This is a genomic window from Stenotrophomonas sp. STEN033, from assembly GCF_056856655.1.
The window spans coordinates 24,691-43,635 of record NZ_JBXFWM010000033.1; the positions used below are offsets into that span (position 1 = coordinate 24,691).

Annotated in this window: 17 protein-coding genes; all 17 read right to left on the reverse strand. The window is 65.8% G+C overall.

The features are described from left to right. Position 1: 1 nt before the first annotated feature. The 17 genes from AC1VXC_RS12460 to AC1VXC_RS12540 all read right to left on the reverse strand — a co-directional run bounded on the left by AC1VXC_RS12460 (position 2) and on the right by AC1VXC_RS12540 (position 18,783). Positions 2-367 carry a response regulator gene (locus AC1VXC_RS12460; protein WP_057628682.1) on the reverse strand — a complete coding sequence of 122 codons (366 nt, stop codon included), beginning with the start codon at positions 365-367 and terminating at the stop codon, positions 2-4. Next, a complete protein-coding gene (locus tag AC1VXC_RS12465; RefSeq protein ID WP_313171792.1) occupies positions 364-672 on the reverse strand; it encodes an STAS domain-containing protein in 309 nt (102 codons plus the stop codon). The genes AC1VXC_RS12460 and AC1VXC_RS12465 overlap by 4 nt, the downstream gene beginning before the upstream one ends. Before the next feature lie 1,008 nt (positions 673-1,680). After that, positions 1,681-2,661, reverse strand: a complete 981-nt coding sequence (locus tag AC1VXC_RS12470; RefSeq protein ID WP_481539528.1) for a chemotaxis protein CheW — start codon at positions 2,659-2,661, stop codon at positions 1,681-1,683. Further along, positions 2,658-3,440, reverse strand: coding sequence for a ParA family protein (locus AC1VXC_RS12475; RefSeq protein WP_481539527.1), 783 nt, complete (start codon positions 3,438-3,440; stop codon positions 2,658-2,660). Before AC1VXC_RS12475 ends, AC1VXC_RS12470 begins: the two co-directional genes overlap by 4 nt. Next, positions 3,440-4,387, reverse strand: a complete 948-nt coding sequence (gene motD / locus AC1VXC_RS12480; protein WP_313171796.1) for a flagellar motor protein MotD — start codon at positions 4,385-4,387, stop codon at positions 3,440-3,442. The genes AC1VXC_RS12475 and motD overlap by 1 nt, the downstream gene beginning before the upstream one ends. 3 nt (positions 4,388-4,390) lie before the next feature. Further along, entirely contained in the window at positions 4,391-5,131 is a 741-nt protein-coding gene (locus AC1VXC_RS12485; RefSeq protein ID WP_313171798.1) for a flagellar motor protein, read from the reverse strand. Between the two features lie 246 nt (positions 5,132-5,377). Beyond that, the gene (locus AC1VXC_RS12490; RefSeq protein WP_481529104.1) at positions 5,378-7,243 is read right to left on the reverse strand and encodes a chemotaxis protein CheA; all 1,866 of its coding nucleotides are present in this window, start codon (positions 7,241-7,243) and stop codon (positions 5,378-5,380) included. A gap of 3 nt (positions 7,244-7,246) precedes the next feature. Continuing rightward, positions 7,247-7,867 (reverse strand): protein phosphatase CheZ, encoded by a 621-nt coding sequence (locus AC1VXC_RS12495; protein WP_481539526.1) that lies wholly within the window; start codon positions 7,865-7,867, stop codon positions 7,247-7,249. Beyond that, positions 7,867-8,259, reverse strand: a complete 393-nt coding sequence (cheY, locus tag AC1VXC_RS12500) for a chemotaxis response regulator CheY (protein ID WP_303749801.1) — start codon at positions 8,257-8,259, stop codon at positions 7,867-7,869. Before cheY ends, AC1VXC_RS12495 begins: the two co-directional genes overlap by 1 nt. Positions 8,260-8,272: 13 nt before the next feature. Further along, positions 8,273-9,022 carry an RNA polymerase sigma factor FliA gene (locus AC1VXC_RS12505; protein ID WP_313171806.1) on the reverse strand — a complete coding sequence of 250 codons (750 nt, stop codon included), beginning with the start codon at positions 9,020-9,022 and terminating at the stop codon, positions 8,273-8,275. Further along, entirely contained in the window at positions 9,019-9,903 is an 885-nt protein-coding gene (locus AC1VXC_RS12510) for a MinD/ParA family ATP-binding protein (RefSeq protein ID WP_057628672.1), read from the reverse strand. The genes AC1VXC_RS12505 and AC1VXC_RS12510 overlap by 4 nt, the downstream gene beginning before the upstream one ends. Continuing rightward, complete coding sequence (flhF, locus tag AC1VXC_RS12515) at positions 9,890-11,719, reverse strand: flagellar biosynthesis GTPase FlhF (RefSeq protein ID WP_482995051.1); 1,830 nt, start codon at positions 11,717-11,719, stop codon at positions 9,890-9,892. Before flhF ends, AC1VXC_RS12510 begins: the two co-directional genes overlap by 14 nt. Before the next feature lie 152 nt (positions 11,720-11,871). Next, positions 11,872-13,980, reverse strand: coding sequence for a flagellar biosynthesis protein FlhA (gene flhA, locus AC1VXC_RS12520; protein WP_313492729.1), 2,109 nt, complete (start codon positions 13,978-13,980; stop codon positions 11,872-11,874). Next, positions 13,977-15,107, reverse strand: a complete 1,131-nt coding sequence (flhB, locus tag AC1VXC_RS12525; RefSeq protein WP_313171813.1) for a flagellar biosynthesis protein FlhB — start codon at positions 15,105-15,107, stop codon at positions 13,977-13,979. The genes flhA and flhB overlap by 4 nt, the downstream gene beginning before the upstream one ends. Before the next feature lie 320 nt (positions 15,108-15,427). Continuing rightward, on the reverse strand, positions 15,428-17,548 hold the full coding sequence (locus AC1VXC_RS12530) for a putative bifunctional diguanylate cyclase/phosphodiesterase (RefSeq protein ID WP_313171815.1): 2,121 nt from the start codon (positions 17,546-17,548) through the stop codon (positions 15,428-15,430). 169 nt (positions 17,549-17,717) lie between these two features. Then, positions 17,718-18,509 carry a flagellar biosynthetic protein FliR gene (gene fliR / locus AC1VXC_RS12535; protein WP_313492734.1) on the reverse strand — a complete coding sequence of 264 codons (792 nt, stop codon included), beginning with the start codon at positions 18,507-18,509 and terminating at the stop codon, positions 17,718-17,720. Positions 18,510-18,513: 4 nt separating this feature from the next. Further along, positions 18,514-18,783, reverse strand: coding sequence for a flagellar biosynthetic protein FliQ (locus tag AC1VXC_RS12540; RefSeq protein ID WP_282269983.1), 270 nt, complete (start codon positions 18,781-18,783; stop codon positions 18,514-18,516). Positions 18,784-18,945: the final 162 nt, after the last annotated feature.

The window sequence follows — 18,945 nt, forward strand, 5'->3', positions numbered from 1 at the left end:
ATCAGCCCAGGACTTTCTGTACGGTGGCAATCAGCTGTTCGGGATTGAACGGCTTGACCAGCCAGCCGGTGGCACCGGCGGCCTTGCCTTCGGATTTCTTGTCGGCGGCCGACTCGGTGGTCAGCATCAGCATCGGCGTGAACTTGTAGTCCGGCAGCTGGCGCAGCTCGCGGATCAGCGAGATGCCGTCCATGTTCGGCATGTTGACGTCGGTGACCACGGCGTTGAAACGCTGGCCCTTGGCCCGGCCGAGGGCGACCGCGCCGTCCTCGGCTTCTTCAACCGAAAAGCCGGCCGAGGTGAGGGCGAAAGAGACCATCTGGCGCATCGACGCCGAGTCGTCCACCACCAAGATTCGTGCGCTCATGCAGCGTTCTCCACAGATTTCGTTGTGTCAGGGGTTGCTTCCAGACCGAGGGTCCGGAGGACACCGAGCAGGCGCGCGGCGTCGCGGAAGGTGTCGGTAGCGTTGTCAAAGACAGTGCCCTGGCCGGCTTGCTGGCGGGCCAGCACGAAGGCGCACAGCACCTGCATTGCAGCGGTGTGGATGCGACTTACCTGGCCGGCATCCACCCGCAGCTCACCTGCTTGTGGCAGGTGGGTTGCCAGTTGTTGTTTCAACTCGCTGGTGGACTCGATGCCGAGATCCTGCGCCAGGGCCACAGTGCTCATCGTTGCTCCGAACAAACGTTACTGGGAGAGATAGCGGCGAAGTGCCAGTGATCTTTAGGGTTGCGATGCGTTGCAGCAGATAGTGTTAACGGGCGCACGTTTTCAGGCCTCCTCCCTTTCGCGCAGCGAAGGGGAGGGCTGGGGAGGGGGAGCTGTTGGCGGGGTAGAGCCGAGCCATGCTCGGCTGGGGCCTTACTGGTAAAGCCTATGCCGAGCATGGCTCGGCACTACCTTTGCCGCCTTCCGCTCTCTGTGCGTAAGGGAGCCAATCAGCGCAGCAGGTTCTGAGCCCCCTCCCTTTCGCGTAGCGAAGGGGAGAGCTGGGGAGGGGTAGTTTTTGACTGTGTAGAGCCGAGCCATGCTCGGCTGGGGCATTACTGGTAAAGCCTCTGCCGAGCATGGCTCGGCACTACCTTTGCCGCCTTCCGTTCTCTGTGCGAAACGGAGGCCATCAGCGCAGCAGGTTTTGGGCCAGCTCCCTTTCGCGTAGCGAAGGGAAGAGCTGGGGAGGGGTAGGTTTTGACTCTGTAGAGCCGAGCCATGCTCGGCTGGGCCATTACTGGTAAAGCCTCTGCCGAGCATGGCTCGGCACTACCTTTGCCGCCTTCCGCACTCTGTGCGAAAGGGAGGCCATCAGCGCAGCAGGCTTTGAGCCCCCTCTCTTTCGCGCAGCGAAGGGGAGGGCTGGGGAGGGGTAGCTTTTGACGGTGTAGAGCCGAGCCATGCTCGGCTGGGGCCTTGCCGGTAAAGCCTCTGCCGAGCATGGCTCGGCACTACCTTCGCCGCCTTCCGCACTCTGTGCGAAAGGGAGGCCATCAGCGCAGCAGGTTTTGAGCCCCCTCTCTTTCGCGCAGCGAAGGGGAGGGCTGGGGAGGGGTAGTTTTTGACGGTGTAGAGCCGAGCCATGCTCGGCTGGGGCCTTACTGGTAAAGCCTCTGCCGAGCATGGCTCGGCACTACCTTTGCTGCCTTCCGTTCCCTGTATGAAAGGGAGGAGGCGAAGCGGCAATCAGCGCAGCAGTCGGCCGGCATCCAGCAGGATCATCGGTTGCTGGCCGACGCGGGCGATGCCACGGAACAACTCGTTGGATATCTGGCAGATCCGGGCGGTGTCCGGTGGCTCGATCTGCGAGTCGTTGAGGTTGGCGACGTCTTCAACCGCCGACACGCGCAGGCCCAGGGTCTCGCCGTTCTCCTCCAGTACGACGATGCGGGTCTGCGAGTCCTCCGGCGCGCTCTGCACGTCCAGGTGGCGGCACAGGTCCATTACCGGTACCACCTGGCCGCGCAGATTCATGATGCCGAGCATCGAGGGGCCGGTGCCGCGCAGTGCCAGCAGAGGCACTGGCAACACCACTTCCTGGACTTTCAGCAGTTCCAGCGCATAGGTCTGCTGGCCGCAACGCAAGCGCAGCCAGCGCGAGCTGCGCTCGGCGGCGCGCCGCTGCTGCGGGCTGCTCGCCGGGCGCTGTGCCTGCGCCTGCAGTTCCTGCCAGGTGCTGGGGCGTGCGTCCGCCGAGGGCGCGTCCAGGGCGCGGACGTTGGGGGTGCTGCGCGGTGGGGGCGCCGAGCTCGCCGGCAAGCCCGCCGCGGTTTCAAACGCGGCCTGCAGGCTGGCGCTGTCGCTATGCGCCAACTTGCGGCTTTCTGCGGGACCGGTCTCGTAGATCACTTCGTCGGGTAGGTCGTCCCAGGTGGGGGGGCGACCTGCATTGGCGGCGGTAGTGGCCGCCAGCGCGTCGTCGAAGGCAGCCTGCAAGGCGGCAGTGTCGCCGGACGGCATGGTTGCCGTGACGGGGGCAGGTGTAGCGGCGGGCTTGGCCTGCGCTTCGGCCAGCGCGGCTTCGAACACCGCTTCCAGTTCGGGGCTGTCACCCGGCACCTCGACGACAGCCGGTTTGGCTGGCGTTGCAGGCGCGGCGACCGCAGCCGCGGGTACCGCCTCCAGCAGCAGTTCGCCGAGATAGTCGTCCAATACGTCGTTGCTCATGCGGCGCGCTCCAGCTGCGCGGCCTCGCTGAGCAGCAGCCATTCCAGCGCCCGACGGTAAGCGGCCATGCCGCGGCCCGGGTAATCGTCGCCGAGCAGGGGGACGGTCAGCGCAGCGGGGTTGCAGATGCGGGTGTCGATCGGGATCGCGTCTTCCCATACGCATTCGCCGTGGCGATCCTGCATCAGTTTCAAGGTCTCGTTGCCGGCACGGGTGCGGCGGTCGAACAGCGTCGGCAGCACCGATATCGGCAGCGTGCGCTTGCGTGAACGCTCGACCATCTCGCCGGTACGGACCATGCCATCCAGTCCATGCAGGGCCAGGGGTTCGGCCTGGGTCGGGATGATCAGGCGGTCGGCCGCGGCCAGCGCATTGATCATCAGCAGACCCAGTGTCGGCGCACAGTCGAGCAGGATGTAGTCGTGTTGATCGCCGTGGCGGGTCAGCGCCTGCTGCAGGGCGAGGCCGAGGCCGGGTTGGTTGGCGCTGCGACGTTCCAACGTGGCCAGCGAGGCCTGCGCGCACAGGTAGTCCAGCCCGGGAATATCGCTGTGGCGGGCCAGCGCAGCGATTTCATGCGGCGGGGCGGCAAACAGCTCCTGCACGCCCTGCGGTACCGGTTCGACCGGTACGCCGAAGGCGCGGGTCAGGGAGGAATGGGGGTCCAGGTCGATCAGCAGCACCTTGTGTCCGCGGGCGGCAAGGCCGCGCCCCAGCGACAAAGTGGTGGTGGTTTTGCCGACGCCGCCTTTTTGGTTGGCAATGGCCCAGATGCGCATCATTGGACTCCTTCGATGACCGCCGGTACCGCGCTGCGCACAGCGGCCGCGGCGGGTGCGCCGCCACTGTCGCCATCGCCGCCGGTACTGGCTGTGGTGTTGCCGGCAGGCGGCAGATCGGCTGCCGCTGCCGAATCGGCGAGGATGATCACCATCACCCGCCGGTTGCGGTTGCGCCCTTCGGGCGCATCATTGCTTTCGCGAGGGCGGAACTGGCCGTAACCGACCATCGCCAGCCGTTGTGGTTGCACGCCGTGGTCGGCGAACAGATGAACCACGCTGGCCGCACGCGCAGCCGACAACTCCCAGTTGGATGGGAACTGCGCGGTGGCGATAGGCAGATTGTCGGTATGGCCTTCCACCCGCACGCCATTGGGTGCATCCAGCAGCACGTCGGCCAGCGTACCCAGGGTGTTGCGTGCGCCTGCGTCCAATGCCGCCGAGCCGGTGCTGAACAGGATGTCGCTGTTGATCTCGACTTCGATCCACAGCTCGGTGCGGCGCACGGTGATGACACCTTGCTTGACCAGCGGCGCCAGCGATCTGCTGAGTCGATCGGCAATCTGGTTGAGCTGGCGCTCGGCGCGCTGCAGCTGTTCCTGGTTGTGCGCCGAAACCGGCATGCGCATATGCGATGCCATCGATGGAAGCTGGGTTGGGTCGGCCATGGCACCACCGGTCATGCTGGGCGAGCGGATCACCGAGGGGGTGTCGTGGCCGCCGCCCTGGATCTGCATGTTGCCTACCTGGACCTGGGTGATGGTGCGTGGTGCGCCACCGAAGGCGGTGGTCAGGGCATCGGCCATCACCCGGTACTTGCCTTCGTTCAAGGAGGAGATCGCGTACATCACCACGAAGAACGCGAGCAACAGCGTCATCAGGTCGGCATAGGGGATTGCCCATGCTTCATGGTTGGCGTGCTCTTCGTGATGCTTGCGACGGGCCATGGTTCAGTTCACGAAGCCAGCCAGGCTGTTTTCGATATTGCGCGGGTTCTCACCCTGGGCAATGGCGATCAGGCCTTCGATGATCATCTCGCGCTCACGGCAGCTGCTGGCAATCACGCTCTTGAGCTTGGCCGACACTGGCAGGAACAGCAGGTTGGCCGAGGCGATGCCATAGATGGTGGCGGTGAACGCGGCGGCAATGCCGTGGCCCAACTTGCTGGGGTCGGCCAGGTTCTTCATCACCGCGATCAGGCCGAGCACGGCACCGATGATGCCCAAGGTGGGCGCGTAGATGCCCATGCCTTCGAACACCTTGGTGGCGGCCAGGTCCTGTTGCTCCTGGCTGCCGAGCTCGATTTCCAGCATGTGGCGGATGGTGTCTGGCTCGACACCGTCAACCACCAGTTGCAGGCCTTTGCGGATGAACGGGTCGTCCTGCAGGTCCACCTGCGGTTCCAGGCCGAGCAGGCCCTGGCGGCGGGCGATATTGCTCCAGTCCACGATCTGCTGGACCAGCGCGCGACGATCACTGGCCGGTGGCCGGATGACCCAGCGCACGATCTTGAAGGCATGTTTGAAGACCGCTGGCGAGGTGTGCAGCAGGATGGCGGCGAGGGTGCCGACAATGACGATCACGAAGGCAGCAGGTGACCACAGCGAGGACAGGCCGGCGCCTTTGAGGATGCTGCCACCCACCAGGGAGGCGAGGGCGAGGAAGAGTCCAATGATGCTGAGTCGGTCCATGGTGCGTATATCGGCCTCGTTGTAACGGTCTTGAATCAGTGAGCGGTGCAGCTGTTGTTGCAGGCGCTGTTGCTTTTGTTAGCCCCTCTCCCGCCTGCGGGAGAGGGGTTGGGGTGAGGGCAGCTCTGGCTTTGAAAGCTGAAAGCGCCCCTCACCCGCCCCGTCTTCGCGGGGCTGCCCTCTCCCGCAGGCGGGAGAGGGGACTAGCGGGATCGCGAGATTGCAGGCCGCTCGCGTCTGCATTGCTCAGCCCTGCACCCCTCGCAGCCCATCCACATCCAGGATCAGTGCCATGCGGCCATCACCAATCAAGGTGGCGCCGGCATAGCCGTTGAGGCCGCGCAGGGCGCGCGGTAGTGGTTTGATCACCACTTCCTCGCGGCCGCGTACCTGGTCCACCACCAGGCCGAAGCGGGCTTCGCCCATCTGCAGCACGACGATGGTCAGCAAGGTCGACGGTGCTGGAGTGATGCCCAGCCATTGACGCAGGTCGAGCAGGGCCAAAGTGTGGGACTTGCGGTCCAGCACCGCGCGACCGTCGAACCAGCCCAACGAGGTCGCCGGGGCGTGCAGCACTTCCATCACGCGGGCCAGGGGCAGGGCGTAGACGTCTTCGCCAGCCTGTACCAGCAGCGTGGGCAGGATCGCCAGCGTCAATGGCACGCGGATCAGGAAGCGGCTGCCGCGGCCCAGCTCGGATTGGATCTGGATCTGGCCGCTGAGTTCGCGGATGCGCGACTGCACCACGTCCATGCCGACGCCACGGCCGGATATATCGGTGACTTCCTGCTTGGTAGAGAAACCGGGCAGGAAGACCAGGTGCAGGCACTCTTCACTGGTCAGGCGGGCGGCGGCTTCCGGGTCAAGCAGGCCCTTGTCGCGGGCCTTGGCGCGCAGACGTTCCGGGTCAATGCCGGCGCCGTCGTCCTGCACCTCGATGCTGACGTAGTCACCTTCCTGCTGGGCGGATAGCCGTACCCGGCCCATTCGCGGCTTGCCCTGGGCTTCGCGCAGCTCCGGCGATTCGACGCCATGGTCGATGGCATTGCGGACCAGGTGCACCAAGGGATCGGCCAGCGCTTCGACGAGGTTGCGGTCCAGTTCGGTATCGGCGCCGATCAGCTCCAGGTCGACTTCCTTCTGCAGTGAGCGGGCGACATCGCGCGCAACCTTGGGAAAGCGCGAGAAAACCTTGCCAACCGGCTGCATGCGGGTGCGCATCACCGCCGATTGCAGGCGCGCGGTGGCGATGTCCAGGGTGGAAACCGCACGGTCCAGTTCTTCGTCTTTCAGGCGCGTGCGCAGGGTCTTGAGCCGATTGCGCGCCAGCACCAGTTCGCCGATCAGATTGACGATGGCGTCCAGGCGCTTGGTATCCACGCGCACGGTGTGCTCGGGCTCGGCGGCCTTTGCAGCGGCCGGCTTGGCAGCCGCGGGCGCAGGCCGGGCGGGCGTCGCGGGTGCCGGCTTCGGTTTCGGCGGCGTGGCCGCAATGGGCTGCACGGCGACGGCACCGGGCGCCGCGCCCCCGTGCAGCTTGTCCAGCAGTGCCTCGAATTCGTCCTCGTCGATCAGGTCATCGCCGGCCTTGCTGGCGGCGATGGGCTGGGCGCCGGGTGTGCCGCTGCCATGCAGTTCGTTGAGCAGGGCCTCGAACTCGTCTTCGCTGATCAGGTCGCTGTCACCTGCATTGACGGCGACCGCGGTCGGCTGCGGCGCGGCAACGGCCGCGGCGGTACCGACATCGAACTGCGCGATCAGCGCGGCGGGCGCGTGCTCTGGATCGGTGCCGGAAGACACCGCGTCGAGCATGGCCTGCAGCCAGTCCAGCGATTGCTGGGCGGCATCGAAATGATGCGCCAGCAGTTCGGCCTTGCCGGCGCGGGCCATGCCCAGGGTTTCCTCGGCGGCGTGGCACAGCTCCACCATTGGCGTGATCGCCAGAAAACCGGCGCCGCCCTTGAGGGTGTGGAAACCACGGAACACGGCGTTGAGCTGGTCGCTGTCGTGCGGTGCCTGCTCCAGCGTCACCAGCTGCTCGCCGAGACGATCCAGGATCTCCTGCGCTTCGAGGATGAAGTCGGCGGCGATGTCGTCGGCAAAAGCACTCATGGCTTACAGCCCCAGGTCCGAGAGCAGATCGTCGGCGTCGACCTGGGAAACGGCATGGCGGTCCAGGCCATTGACGGCGGGACCGGCCAGGCCATGGTTGCGTGCGTCTTCTTCCGGCGGCGGCAGACCGAGCGCACCAAACCCTTCGTGCACGCGGCGGACGATGCCAACCACACGGCGGATGATCTGCCCGGTCAGGTCCTGGTAGCTCTGGGTCAGCGCGACTTCGGTGAGGTTGTGGCGGATGCGTTCGAGAATCTCACCCTGCTCGGCGTTGAGCCCGTCGGTACGCAGACGCTCGGTCAGTGCCCGGCATTCTTCGGCCAGGTCGAGCGTGCGATGGGTGGCCTGCTCGGTCATCTGCACGACGTGGTCCAGACGCGCACAGGCATCGTCCAGCTCGCCGGCTTCGCTGGGCACGCTGGGCAGTTCGCCCAGGGCCTGTCCGAGTTCACGGGCGAGCCGGCCCAGGCCGGACATCATCGGCTGCGCGCGCAGGGCGGCGAGTGCGTCGATTTCCCGGCGCCAGCCAGCCTCATCGCCACTTTCCAATGCTGCCAGTGCGTCCTGCAGGCGCTGCACCAGGGCCGATTTGTCGCTCAATGCTTCCCCGAGGCGGTCCATCAGGCGCTCGCTGCCAGGCGTTCGAAGATCTTGCCCAGCTTCTCTTCCAGCGTCTGCGCGGTGAAGGGCTTGATGATGTAGCCGTTCACGCCGCTCTGCGCGGCCTCGATGATCTGCTCGCGCTTGGCCTCGGCGGTAACCATCAGTACCGGCAAGGTCTTGAGCTTGGCGTCATTGCGGATCGCCTTGAGCAGCTCGATGCCGGTCATCACCGGCATGTTCCAGTCGGTGACGACGAAATCGAACGGCTGGCTCTGCAGCAATGACAGCGCGGCATGCCCGTCCTCGGCTTCGGCGGTATTGGTGAAGCCCAGATCGCCGAGCAGGTTCTTGACGATGCGACGCATCGTCGAGAAGTCGTCAACGATCAGGATGCGCATGTTCTTGTTCAAAAGGCTTTCCTCTTCATGGTTCCTCGAGGCCGGCGTCGGCCGCCTCGAAAATCTTCAGTCGGCCACGCAGACGCAGCATGGCCTGGCCGTGGATCTGACAGACGCGGGATTCGCTGACGCCCAATACCGCGCCGATTTCTTTCAGGTTCAATTCCTGTTCGTAGTACAGCGACAGCACCAGCTGTTCGCGCTCGGGCAATTGGCCGATGGCCTTGCCCAGCTCGGTGCCGAACTGGCTGCGCTCAAGAACCTGCTGCGGGGTGGGCCCACCGGTAGTCGGGGTGTCCAACTCGCCCTGGTCTTCGATGCGTGATTCCAGGCTCAGCACCTGGCCGCGCGAGGCGTCTTCGACCAGCCGCATGTATTCGGGTAGCGGCAGCTCCATTGCCTCGGCCACTTCACTGGCACTGGCCGCGCGGCCGGAACTTTGCTCGAGCCGGCGGATGGTGGCGGCGGCATCGCGGGCGCGGCGGTGCACCGAGCGCGGCACCCAGTCGCCGCGACGGATCTCATCGATCATCGAGCCGCGGATACGGATCGACGCATAGGTCTCGAACGATGCACCCTGTTCGGCGTCATAGCTGCGCGAGGCTTCGATCAGGCCCATCATGCCGGCCTGGATCAGATCGTCGACTTCGACGCTGGCCGGCAGGCGCGCGGCCAGGTGATGGGCGATGCGGCGTACCAGGTCGGCGTGGCGGGCGATGCAGTCATTGGCCGCGCTGCGCTGGACTTCACGATAGTGAGCGGCTGCATTGTTCATGCCTTCACCTTCTGCTGGATGATGCGTTCCAGGAAGAACTCAACGCCGCCGCGTGGGGCGGTTGGGGCTTGCCAGCGCGCGGTGCGACGGGCGATTTCATTGATCGCCAGCGAGGCTGGCGCGGAAGGGTAGAGCTTCACCACTGGCTGCTGGCGCTGCACCGACAGACGCAACCAGTCGTCCTGCGGCACGCAGCCCAGGTAGTTCAGCGAGACATCGATCAGGAACTTCTCGCAGACCCGCACCAGCTTTTCATACAGGGCGCGGCCTTCGTTCGGGTCGCGGACCATGTTGGCCACGACCTGGATACGGTCCACGCCGCGTTCGCGCGAGAGCACCTTGATCAGCGCATAGGCGTCGGTGATCGAGGCCGGCTCGTCGCAGACCACGACCACGGTGTCCTGGGCGGCCTGGCAGAAGGTCAGCACGCTGTCGGTGATGCCGGCCGCGGTGTCGATGATCATCACATCGAGGTCGCGTTCCAGCTCCGAGAACACGTTGACCAGGCCCACATGCTCGGCCGGCTGCAATTCGGCCATGTGCCGACGGCCGGAGGCGGCGGGCACGACCAGCACGCCGTTCGGGCCTTCGATGATGACTTCTTCCAGCGTGGCGCGCCCGGCGACCAGGTCGGCCAGGGTGTGCTTGGGCTGCAGGCCCAGCACCACGTCGATGTTGGCCAGGCCCAGGTCGGCGTCGAGCAGCAGGGTGCGTTTGCCCATGCCTGCCAGTGCCACGGCCAGGTTGGCCGAGACATTGGTTTTACCTACGCCACCCTTGCCGCCCGTCACCGCGATGGTGCGTACCGGACCGGCCGGTTCGTGCCGGGTTGCCGACAGCGGAAAGGTGTTGGTCAGCTTGGCGTACTCACGCGACTGCATTGTTCAACTCCGTGTTGCAGGGCATATCGGCCGCGCGGCGCAAATCTTCAAGGCGGAGTACAAGATTTGCGGCAGAGGCCCGATAAAGGTCTTCCGGGACGTCCTGGCCGTCGGTCACCCAGGTGATCGGCAGGCGGTGATCGACCGCCACTGACAGGGCCGAACCGAAGCGGCCGGTCTCGTCCAGCTTGGTCAGCACCACGCCCTGCGGGTTGGCGGCGCTGAAGCGGCGGACCACTTCGTCCATGTCCTGGAAGGCGGTGTTGGCCGGCAGTACCAGCAGGGTGCGGATCTGGCCGGCGGCGCGCAGCCACTGCAGCTGGGCGGTGAGGGCACGATCGCGCTGGCCCAGGCCGGCGGTGTCGATCAGCACCAGCTTGTAGTCGGCCAGCTTCTGCAGCAGCTGGTTGAGGTCGGTGCCGCTATTGGCCTCGTGCACGGCGATGCCGAGCTGGCGGCCGAAGCCGTACAGCTGCTCGCGGGCGCCGATGCGCTGGGTGTCGGTGGTGACCAGGGCCACGTCGCGGGCGGCATGGGCTTCGGCGAAACGCGAGGCCAGCTTGGCAATGGTGGTGGTCTTGCCGGCACCGGTGGGGCCGACCAGGGCGATCACGCCGCCGGTTTCCATCGGGTCGACCGGGGCGATCGGCAACTTCTTGGAGATCAGGCCCAGCATCAGTCCGCGGGCGCGGCTGGGGTCGATGTCGGCCGGAATCTGGGTGGCGACGTCGCGGGCCAGGCCGGCGTCGAAGCCGTACTCATCCATCAGGTCCAGTGCATTGGCGCGCACCGCGCTGCCGCGCAGCCGCTCGTCGGTGAAGCGGTTCATCTCGCGCTCGATCAGGTGGCGCATGCCAGCCACTTCCTGGCGCAGCTGGCTGAGCTGTTCGTCGTCGCGGGCGATGATCACCGGTGCGCTGGTCACTGCGCTCACCGGGGAGGTGGCGGCGGCCGCAGTTTCGGTGGCTTCAGCAGCGCTGGTCACCGACGCTTCCGCCGGCTGCGGGCTAGCGACGGCGGCGATGGCTGCTGCCGCAGCGACCGGGGCTGCGATTGCCTCGATTGCGGGCGCGACAGCGACGGGGGCCACGGCGACCGGGGCAGGGTTGAACACCGGTGCGACAGCAATTGCTGGAACGGCGACGGCAGCGATCGGCTGCTGCAACTCCGGCTCCGGCATCGGCGGATCGATGACGAAGCGTGCGCGTTCCATCGGTGCGGGCGCCTCGATGGTGACGGCGGCGATGGCGTCGGCAAAGCTGGCCTGCTGGGTGACGGCAGGTGCGGAGGCCAGGGGGGCGACCGCCGCGGCGCTGCCGACGGGACGGAAAGCCGGCACGATCGGCAGTTCGTCGGCGCTGGCCGGCTGTGTGGCGTAGAAGGTCTGGGGAGCCGGGGCGCGCGGAGCAACCGGTGCAACGTCGGCGGACTTGAGCAGGCCAGCAAAGCGGCTGCCCGGTGCCAGTTCGATGCTGTTGTCGATGGAGCGGCCGGTGGCGCCAACCGCCGAGCGTGCCAAAGCGGCGACGGCCGAGGTGGTGGCGGTGACGGGCTCCGGCTCGGGTGCCTTGCGGCGGGTCATCGCGGCCATGATGGCTTCGGCGGCGCTGCGCGGCTTGGCCGGTGCCGGCGGTGCCGGGCGGCTGGCTTCCAGCGCCTGCTTCACTGCGGTTTCGTCGTAGTGCGCGGCCGCCACGATCTCGACACCTTCCTCGATCCGTCGGTTGGACAGGATCACGGCGTCGGGGCCGTGCTCCTTGCGCACGAGGTTCATGGCGGTGCGCATGTCAGCGGCGACGAAACGTTTGATCTTCATGCTTTGGTACCGGGAGTGGGGCTGCGGCGAAGGAGTGGCGTTGGCGATGTCGAACATGACGTGGCGGGCTCCTTCTTGCGGAATGGGTGCGGTGCAGCAGGTGTCTGGTTTCCGTCACCGGCATGGCTGCCGGCGTCGGCTTTCGGGCTGCCTCAGCTGATCGTGCCGACCAGTTTCAGGCGTTTGTCTTCCGGCACTTCGCTGTAGGCCAGGACCGACAGCGAGGGCACGCTGTGGCGGACCAGGCGCGCCAGCGCGGCGCGTACCGGGGCCGGTACCAGCACTACAGCCGGCTCGTTGCGGGCCTCCTGCTTGCCGACGCAATCGGCAAGACTTTGGTGGAGGCGTTCGGCGAGACCAGGTTCCAGTGCGGCGCCATTGCCTTGTGTTGACTCCTGCAAGACGCGTTCCAATTGCGGGTTGAGGGTGAATACCGGCAGCTCCGGCGAGGAGCCGGCGATTTCCTGCACGATGAAGCGGCCGAGCGTGTTGCGTACCGCGGCGGTGAGCGTGGCGGCGTCCTGGGTGGTCGGTGCGGCTTCGACCAGGGCTTCGGCGATCTTGCGCAGCTGGCGGATGGGGATGCGCTCGACCAGCAGGTTCTGCAGCACGCGGGCCACGGTGGACAGTGGCAGCGCCTTGGGCGAAAGGTCTTCGGCCAGCTTCGGGGCGCTCTTGGCCAGTGTGGCCAGCAACTGCTGCACTTCCTCGTGACCCAGCAGCTCCGGGGCGTGCTCGCGGATCAGGTGCGACAGGTGGGTGGCAACCACGGTGGCCGGATCGACCACGGTGTAGCCCAGCGATTCGGCATGTGCGCGTTGGTGGGGCTGGATCCAGGTGGCGTCCAGGCCGAATGCCGGGTCCTTGCCGGCAATGCCCTCCAGCTTGCCCATCGCGCTGCCGGGGTCCAGTGCCAGTTCGCGGTCCGGGTGGATGTCGGCGGTGCTGACCGGCACGCCATGGATCAGCAGGCGGTAGTGGGTGGCCGGGAGCTCCAGGTTGTCGCGGATATGGACCGGCGGAATCAGGAAACCCAGGTCCTGGGTGAGTTTGCGGCGCACGCCCTTGATGCGCGTCATCAACTCGCCGCCCTGGGCCTTGTCGACCAGCGGAATCAGCCGGTAGCCGACTTCCAGGCCGAGCGGATCGACCGGGCGCAGTTCGTCCCAGGTCAGTTCGGCGGTGGGGGCCGGCTGCGGCTGGCCCAGTGCGTTCAGGCCGCCTTCGCTGGCGGCGGTTTCGTTGGCGGTGGTCTTGGCGGCAGCGCTGGTCTCACGCCGCCACAGTTTCCAGGCGATGAAGCCAAGGATCGCGGCCAGGCTGAGGAAAGCCAGGTTGGGCATGCCCGGTACCAGGCCGACCAGACCAATGATGCCGGCAGTGATGGCCAGTGCGCGGTACTGGCCGAACACCTGGCCCATCATCGCTTCGCTCATGTCCTGCGAGCGCGAGGCGCGGGTGACCAGCATGGCCACCGCGCTGGAAACCAGCAGTGCCGGCAGCTGCGCCACCAGGCCGTCACCGATCGACAGCAGCGTATAGGTGGCCGCGGCGTCGCCGAAGGCCATGTCGTGCTGCAGCACGCCCACGGCCAGGCCGCCAAGCATGTTGATGAAAAGGATCAGAATGCCGGCGATGGCATCGCCGCGGATGAACTTGCTGGCACCGTCCATCGCGCCATAGAAGTCGGCTTCCTCGCGGACTTCCTCGCGGCGGACCTTGGCTTCCTCGCGCGTCAGCAAACCGGCGTTGAGGTCGGCGTCGATCGCCATCTGCTTGCCGGGCATGGCATCCAGGATGAAGCGTGCGGTGACTTCCGACACGCGTCCGGCGCCCTTGGTGATGACCACGAAGTTGATGATGGTCAGGATCGCGAACACCACGATGCCGACCGCATAGTTGCCGCCGATCACGAACTCACCGAAGGCGGCGATCACCTTGCCGGCGGCGTCATGGCCGTCCTGGCCATTGAGCAGGATGACGCGGGTGGAAGCCACGTTCAGCGCCAGCCGCAGCATGGTGGTGACCAGCAGCACGATCGGGAAGATGGTGAAGTCCAGCGGCCGCTTCACATACACCACGGCCAGCAGCACCAGCATGGAGATGGCGATGTTGAGGGTGAACAGGGCGTCCAGCACCGGCGCGGCCAGCGGCACCACCACCATGGCCAGCAAGGCCAGCACGATCAGTGGCGCGCCCAGCCCATGGCGCAGCATGTCCAGCACGCGGCGCGCGGACAGGCCCGAGGTCTGGCTGCTCATCGGGTTTCTCCCTTGCCGAATTCATCAATATCGATCGTTGCCATCTGGGGCATCGGACCGCCGCGCCATTGGCGCAGCTGGTAGACGTAGGACAGGACCAGGGCGACAGCCGAATACAGTCTCACGGGGATTTCCTTGCCGAGTTGGCTTTCCCGATACAAAGCCCGTGCCAAAGGCGGCGCCGAGACGATGGCGACCTTGTTGCCGTCGGCGACCTGGCGGATGCGCAGGGCCAGTTCGTCCACCCCGCGTGCGACCACGGTGGGGGCGTTCATGCGCCCGCTCTCGTACTTGAGGGCAACGGCATAATGGGTGGGGTTGACCAGCACCACGTCGGCCGTGGGCACGGCTTCCATCATCCGGCGTTGTGACAGCTGCATCTGCATCTGCCGGATGCGGCCCTTGACCTCGGGGCTGCCCTCGCTTTCCTTCATCTCGCGGCGCAGTTCTTCGCGCGTCATCTTCAGCTTTCGCAACCAGTTCCACTTCTGGTACGGCGCATCGATGGCGGCGAGCAGGGCCATGGCCCCTGCGGTGGCCAGCAGCAGCTTGAGGGTAAAGCCCAGGCCGCGCCCGATGGCGCTCTCCAGTGGCAGGTGCAGCAGCCCGCGCAGGCCGTCGGCGCCGTGCCAGATGCACAGGCCGGCGGCGGTGCCGACAAAGGCCACGCGCAGCATCGATTTGACCAGTTCGGCCAATGCCTCGGCGCCAACCAGGCGTTTCATTCCGGTGAGCGGATTCATGCGCTTCAGGTCGGGCATCAGTGCCTTGTTGGAAAAACGCAGTCCCCCCATAAGTACCGGGGCCACCATGCCGGCAGCCAGACACACCAGCAACAGCGGGCTGAAAGCCAGCATCAGCTTGAGCAGCATCCAGCCGGCGTGGCCGAACAAGGCGTTGGGGGTGTCCAGCAAGCCGGGTTCCGGCGAGAGCGCGGCCTTCATCCATTGCCGCGCCGAGCCGCCCATGGAGCCGCCCATGGCGTACAGCGCCAGCACCGCGGCAACGAATACCGCAGCGGTGGCCAGTTCCCGCGAACGCGGAATATTGCCCTGGTCGCGGGCTTCTTTCAGGCGTTTTTCGGTGGGGAGTTCGGTTTTTTCCCCGGCCTGTTCGTTCTCGGACATTGCTCGGCATGGAAGAAGGGTTCTTCCATGGCCGTGCAAAAATCATTCCAAACCCAGGATGTAGTGCCGAGCCATGCTCGGCAGAGGCCTTACAAGCTACCCAAAGGTAGTGCCGAGCCATGCTCGGCAGAGGCCTTGCAAGCTACCCAAGGGTAGTGCCGAGCCATGCTCGGCAAGGGGCCTTACAAGCTACCCAAAGGTAGTGCCGAGCCATGCTCGGCAAGGGCTCTACCGGTGAAGCCCCTTGCCGAGCATGGTTCGGCACTACAGGTTCGGGTTTATGGGGAATGCCTTTGCCGAGCATGGCTCGGCACTACGGCCTATTCCTGGCTGGCGTTGAACGAGGCCAGTCGTGCTTCCAGCGCCGCATGCTGGGCATCGCCACCGTGCAGGCGCATGAAATTCTCCGCGCTGACCGGGCGGCCCAGCAGATAACCCTGCAGATGGTCACAGCCCAGCCGTTCCACATAGGCGCGTTGGCCCTGGGTCTCGATGCCTTCGGCAACGATCTCCATGTTCAGTGCGTGGCCGAGCGCGACGATCGCAGAAACGATGACCACGTCTTCGTCGCTTTCTTCCAGCGCCAATACAAAAGCGCGGTCGATCTTGATCTCGGTGGCAGGCAGTCGCTTCAGGTGCAGCAGGCTGGACACGCCGATGCCGAAGTCATCAATCGATATGCCGACGCCCAGCCCGGCTACACTGCGCAGCACCGAAATTGCGTTGTCGGTGTCGCGCATCACCGCCCCTTCACTGATCTCAAGGATCAGGCGCGAGGGTTCCAGTTCGTTGCGGTCCAACGCGGAGCGCACGTCATCGATCAGTTTCGGCGAGCCCAGTTGGCGCCCCGACAGATTAACCGCCACCCGCCATTCGGCGTTGCCGGCGTCCTGCCAGCAACGCATCTGCCGGCAGGCCTCATCCAGTACCCAGTTGCCGATTACGTCCATCAGCCCGCTCTGCTCGGTGAGACGGATGATGCGTTCTGCCGGGATGAACCCATGTTCGGGATGACGCCAGCGGATCAGGGCCTCGGCGCCACTGATGCGGCCGCTGTCGGCATGCACGCGGGGCTGGTAATGCAGCGACAGCTGCGGTGTGCCCAAGGCCTTGCGCAGGTCGTCGAGCAGGCGCCGGTCCTGCTCGACGTTGTCATTCATCCAGTCGGCGAACACCGCGTGTGTGTTGCGCCCGGATTGTTTTGCGTACGCCATGGCGGTCTCGGCCATCGCGATCAACTGCGCGGCGGAGTTGCCTGCCTGCGGGTACTGGGCGATGCCCAGGCTGGCGGTGATGCGCAGTTCGCGGCCGCCAACCCGAACCGAGTTGACCGCCAGGATGATGCGCTCGGCCAGCGCGTCCAACTCTTCGGTCTGGCGCAGTTGGCTGGCGATGACGAACTGGTCGCCACCCAAGCGTCCGACCAGGTCTTCGGCAGGAAGCAGCTGGCGCAGGCGTTCGCCGATATCGACCAGGGCGGCGTCGCCGGTCTGCGAGCCAAAGGCGCCGTTGATATGGCGGAAGCCATCCAGGTCGATGGACATGACCGCGAACGGCTGGCCTGCCTGCAGCAGCTGTTCGATACGCTCATGCGAGAGCTGGCGGTTGGGCAGGCGGGTCAGTGAGTCGTGCTGGCTGGCATGGAACAACTCCTTGCGGGCGTCGTCCAGCGAGGCCGACAGCATCGAGTTTCGCAGATGCAGCAAGCGTGCCTGCATGCGCTGTTCGAACAGGGAGATGGTCAGCACTACACCCATCACGCCTACCGTGAGCAGCACCACGCAAGCGGCCAGCCATTCGGTGGGTACGCCGCCGGTGGTGGCGGCAGTGCAGACGGAGTTGGCCGGGAAGCGCGCCGCCGCCATGCCGGTATAGTGCATGCCGACGATGGCCAGGCCCATCACCGCGGCGGCGATCAGCCTTGGCGGCAGGGCGTGCTCAGCGGTGCGCAGGCGGAACGCGATATACAGCGCGCTCCATGAGGCACCGACCGCGATCACGATGGAAAGGGCGAACCAGACCCGGTCGTAATCGATGTCCGGATTCATCTTCAGTGCGGACATGCCGACGTAATGCATCCAGGCGATGCCCAGACCCATCAGTAGCGCACCCAGGGCCAGGCGCAGGTGCGGCAGGGTCGGTCGCGAGACCAGCCACAAGGCGAATATCGAGGCAGCCACCGCTACCAGCAGCGATTCCACCGTCAGCCACAGGTCGTAGCCCAGTGGAATGGGCAGGCGGAAGGCCAGCATGCCGACAAAATGCATCGACCAGATGCCTGCGCCCATGGCGACGCCGCCGGCCAGCAGCCAGCGGGCCGCCGCGCGGCGTGGCTGTGAGGCGGATACCCGCGAGGCCATATCCAGCGCTGTGAACGAGGCCAGGATCGCCACCAGGATCGACAGCACGACAAACAACGGGTTGTAGCTGCCAACGAGCATCAAACCCCTCCCTAAGGTTGTCGCGCCGCGGTCGCGGGAGCGAAATCTCGTAGCCGGTACCACAATCCCCTGCAGTCCGTGCTGTACCCGGACTATCCACGGCTATAAGGAAACCAGCAATAGGTCCTTCAGGCAATGTGAAAGCAAAAAACGAGAGCTGTGTAGGGCGTCACATTGTCACTTGTCGTGCCGTATCGAAAGCGGTGTCGAACAGGCGCTGTACCGGCGGCCCCATTTCCCCGGCCAACAGGGTGAGCAGGGACAGGCCGAGCAGCAGTGCCACCGGCAGGCCCAGCTGCATCGGGTTCAATGCCGGTGCCGCGCGGGCAAGGACGCCAAAGGCCAGGTTGATCGCCAGCATCGCCACCACCAGGGGCAGTGCCAGCGACAGCGCGCCCCGGAAAATCTGCAGGGCCAGGGTGGGGGCCAGGGCAGCGACCGCATGGGGATCGGGCAGGGCGGTGCCGATGGGCAGCGCCTTGTAGCTGTCCACCAGCAATGAGATCAGTGCCAGATGACCATTGCTGGTGAAAAACAGCAGGCCGAACATCAGGTAGAACCATTGCCCGATCACGCCGGAGCTGCCGCCGCGCATCGGGTCGGCCATCTGCGCGAAGGCCAGGCCGGTGCTCTGCGCGATCATTTCGCCGGCCATGGCGCCGGCTTCGAAGATCAGCCGCAGCAGGAAGCCGATGCTGACCCCCACGGCTACCTCGCGCAGGATGCTGAGCACGGTCATCGAGTCAAACCCGTTGAAGATAGGCACCGGCGGCAGGACCGGGGACAGTGCCACGGACAGTGCCACCGCCAGCAGCGCCCGCACCCGCGCCGGTACCGCACGGGTGCCGATCATCGGCATGGCCATCAGCATCGCGCCAATGCGCAGCATGATCCACAGGGTGTTGCCGATGATGGCAAACGCCTGTTGGCCGTCGATGACTGTCTGGGTGACCGAATCCATCGCGCTAACCGATCAGGTGCGGAATGCGCTGGAACAACATGACGGTGAATTCGACCAGGTGACCCAGCAGCAGGCTGCCCAGCGCAAACAGCGCCGCGGTCAGGGCCGCGGCCTTGGCGACAAAGGCAATGGTCGGCTCGTTGATCTGGGTAGCGGCCTGGATGACGCCGACCACCACGCCGACGACCAGCACGACAAGTAGCAAGGGACCGGCGATCCACAAGGTGGCAACCAGGCCGCCGCGGAGTTCGGTAAGGGCAAGTTCGGGACTCATGCCGGAGCAGATGCAAGAGCGGTGCCACAGCGTTGGCGGCGGGTTTTTGGCGGGGGGCACCCCAAACCTGACTTGTGGGAGCGGCCTAAGCCCCGAACCTGCTGTTAGGACACAACGTGGCCCAGGCGGGGACATAAGAATCTCGGCATGGCGGCATACCCC